Source organism: Microcella sp. (assembly GCF_033763155.1).
Taxonomy (GTDB): domain Bacteria; phylum Actinomycetota; class Actinomycetes; order Actinomycetales; family Microbacteriaceae; genus Microcella.
The window spans coordinates 1-3,041 of sequence record NZ_JANRKZ010000059.1 but is presented as its reverse complement, the minus strand read 5'-3'; the positions used below and the strand labels follow the sequence as shown (position 1 = coordinate 3,041).

The window sequence follows — 3,041 nt, the reverse complement described above, 5'->3', positions numbered from 1 at the left end:
CGCGCGCGGTCAACGGCTCGATGCGCGAGCGTTTCTCGTGCTCCGGCCGGATATTCCTGCAGTACTGCGGGTCGCCGTCACTGACCCCGACGACCCGACGCCGTACTGGCTGCTCTCGACTCGACGTCCCGAAGAATTGGCGGCGGCCATCGCGGCCAGCGCTCGCAACGACAGCTAGTGTCGCCCGCGCCGTCTGAGGTTAAGCGTGTTAGCTCGCGCACTCCCGGCAGACCGATCCGAGCTTCTCTTCGTGATCGAGCTGCGAGCGGTGCTTGACCAAGAAGCAACTGATGCACGTGAACTCGTCGGCCTGCGCCGGCAGCACGACGACGTCGAGGTCGAGATCTGCGAGGTCTTGCCCCGCGAGCTCGAAGCCCGGATTGTCGGCGTCGTCAACGTCAACCACGCCCGACAGCTTGTCGGGAACGCGCTCCTGCAGGGCTTGGATCGAGTCGGTGTCCTCGTCCGTCTTTCGGGGGGCGTCGTAGTCCGTAGCCATGCCAGTCCACTTCTCATTCACACTTGTCAGCCGCGTTCGGCGGGCATAGTTTGCAGGAAGGGAAGGGGAAACGCAAACGCGCACCTCGGCCCGTCGTGCAACCTGTCGTTGCGCCCAACTTTCGGCACGCCCGCGCTATTCCCTGGGTCGTGCGGATGCCCGTGGGATGCTGTGCCCAGCACAACCCACGACGAGAGGGTGAGAGCCATGGATGAGCTCACAGTGATTGGCGCCGAGAACGGCGCACTCATCGTCGTCGCTGCCGACGGCTCGCGCTTTCGAGTGCCCATCACCGAAGCGCTCCACACGGCCCTTCGCCAGAATCGTCCCGCTGCCCCCGTATCGCACCGCGTCGGACCGCGAGAAGTTCAGGCTCTCATCCGCGAAGGCCTGACGGCGACGCAAGTTGCCGCGCAGACCGGCGAATCGCTCGAGTACATTCAGCGCTTCGAAGGGCCGGTGCTCGCCGAACGCGAATATGTCGTCACCGCTGCCCGGTCGGTCACCGTCGCTCTCGCCTCTGAGGGCGACGCGAGTTCCACAGCAACCTTCGGTTCGACGATCGACCAGCGATTGCGGGGAGCAGGAGCCCGCGCCGTGCGCTGGGAGAGCCGCAAGACTGACGCACACTGGCTGGTCTCGGTGAGCTTTCTTGACGGCGACACCGAACGCACCGCGGTTTGGACCTTCGACCCCAAGAAGTCAACGTTGGCGCCGGCCAACCATGAGGCGCAATCACTCTCGCAGCAAAGCGATGCCCCAACCCCAATCGTTCCTCGGCTGCGTGCCGTGCCCGCTGAGACCAGCTCGAACGGTCGATTCGACAGCGGAGCTTTTGCCCCTGCCAGCGACCTCGGCCGCGCGGCCGCCTCGCTCGAGCGCACCGAGCGCCCGGTCGCGCGAATCGCCGAAGCCGATACGGCCGACACGCGTGATGTCAGCAACACTGCGGATCTTCTCGAGGCCTTGCGCCGCCGCCGGGGCGAGCGAGAGACCGCACCGACCGAAGAGTGGGAGAGTTCGCGCGCCGCGCATCCGTCAACCGGTTCGATCCGGATCGTCGATGTGCCCATCGATTTGTCGGCCAGCGCGGGGCTTGTCGACGACGACGACCTCGACGGCATCGACGACCCCGCAGACATCAACAGCGCGATCGACGACGCGGCGCTCGCGGGCGTCGACGCTCCCCCGCCCGCTCCGGCGCCCACCAAACCGTCACGACGGGGACGCGCGGCAATGCCGAGCTGGGACGACATTGTCTTTGGAGCACGTCCCGACGACGACCCCGCGTGACACATCCGCGACGAGGGTAGCGGCCTGCTGCGCTTAGTGCGCGAACGCACCCCACCGCGCGAGGGGCACCCGCAACTCGTCAGCGGAAAACGAACCGTGTTGCCCCACCATCGAGAGTGATTGCGCACTCGCCGTTCGTTCGTCGTAGTAGGCAACCTGAGCACGTGCTGCAACAAGCACGTCGCCAATGCGCGACTCGACGCCCGCCCTCACCGTGCCGAACCATCCGGCGGCAATCGCTTCGCCTCTCGTGACGACCCACGACCGAGAACCCTCGGCATCCAGCCACCGATCGCGCACCAACTCGGCGTGCGCGGGGTCGTCGAGAGCGAAGTGCAGACAGCGCGGTTCGCCGGCGACGTGACGGATGCCATCCCACAGCCCGCTGCCCGCATCCACCACGATCCGTCGGTGCGGCGGCACATCGAGCATGCCGTGATCAGCGGTCAGCAGCACACCGGCGTCGGCCGGGAGCGGAGCGTCGAGCACGCGAAGCGCCGAGTCGAGTTCGTCGAGCCGCGCGGTGTAGAGCGCCGATGCAATGCCCTCCGCGTGACCGGCCATGTCGATTTCCGGAACATAGACATAGACCAGGCGCCGCTCGCTTCCGCGCATCAGGGCCACCCCTCGCGCGATTCGCTCGGCAACAGAGCCGTAGGCCTCGAACCGAGCGCCTCGGAGCACTGCTTCGGTGAATCCCGTGTCGCGATATCGCTCAGCCCCCACGATGACGGCGTCGACACCGTGCTTGGCCGCCCGCTCGAAAACCGTGTTGTGTGGTTGCCACTCACGGGGGCGCATATCGTCGTCCCAGCCCGAGAGCTGCTTCACGACGCGGTCTCGCGCGCGGTCAAGCACGCTGTACCCGACCAATCCATGTTCGCCGGCCGACAACCCTGTCGTGAGCGTCGCGAGCGCCGAAGCCGTCGTCGTCGGAAACCCAGATTCAATCGAGCCACCGCGCGAGGGCAGTGCGTTCAGCAGCCGCCGCGCATGGCCCGAATGCTGAGAGAGCGCCGACATGCCGAGTCCGTCGATCATGAGAACGGCTGCGCTCCGCACTGGTGGCAACGCCAGGCGGCCGCTCTCGCCGAGAATTGCGCCGAGTGCTCCTGTCAACACGTCGGCGAGTGACGGAGTCTCTGCGCGCGGCGCCGGTAGCATGGGGGCCATCTTATGACTCCCCCTCCTTCCTCCCGATCCCGGGGCTCTGCTCCGGCCGACCAGCCCGTTGGCGAACGCATCGACG

The 3,041-nt window shown here is 66.8% G+C and carries 4 protein-coding genes; 2 read left to right on the top strand and 2 right to left on the bottom strand.

Features of this window, described 5'->3' with window-relative positions; translation table 11 throughout:
• Nucleotides 1-178, top strand: a 178-nt coding sequence (locus SFU54_RS02640; RefSeq protein WP_319014765.1) for a DUF3093 family protein, incomplete at its 5' end; no start/stop codon positions are given.
• Between the two features lie 30 nt (nucleotides 179-208).
• Here the strand turns inward: SFU54_RS02640 and SFU54_RS02635 are convergent.
• The gene (locus tag SFU54_RS02635; protein WP_319014764.1) at nucleotides 209-499 is read right to left on the bottom strand and encodes a DUF4193 domain-containing protein; all 291 of its coding nucleotides are present in this window, start codon (nucleotides 497-499) and stop codon (nucleotides 209-211) included.
• Nucleotides 500-706: 207 nt separating this feature from the next.
• Here SFU54_RS02635 and sepH point away from each other — a divergent pair, with 207 nt between their 5' ends.
• Nucleotides 707-1,792, top strand: coding sequence for a septation protein SepH (gene sepH / locus SFU54_RS02630; RefSeq protein ID WP_319014763.1), 1,086 nt, complete (start codon nucleotides 707-709; stop codon nucleotides 1,790-1,792).
• A 33-nt stretch (nucleotides 1,793-1,825) separates the two neighbouring features.
• Here the strand turns inward: sepH and SFU54_RS02625 are convergent, their stop codons facing one another.
• Complete coding sequence (locus tag SFU54_RS02625) at nucleotides 1,826-2,965, bottom strand: alkaline phosphatase family protein (protein WP_319014762.1); 1,140 nt, start codon at nucleotides 2,963-2,965, stop codon at nucleotides 1,826-1,828.
• Between the last annotated feature and the right edge of the window lie 76 nt (nucleotides 2,966-3,041).

Excerpts from the sequence above, each read along its gene's own strand:
- SFU54_RS02635 (WP_319014764.1), bottom strand. The coding sequence starts at position 499 with ATGGCTACGGACTACGACGCCCCCCGAAAGACGGACGAGGACACCGAC.
- sepH (WP_319014763.1), top strand. The coding sequence starts at position 707 with ATGGATGAGCTCACAGTGATTGGCGCCGAGAACGGCGCACTCATCGTC.
- SFU54_RS02625 (WP_319014762.1), bottom strand. The coding sequence starts at position 2,965 with ATGGCCCCCATGCTACCGGCGCCGCGCGCAGAGACTCCGTCACTCGCC.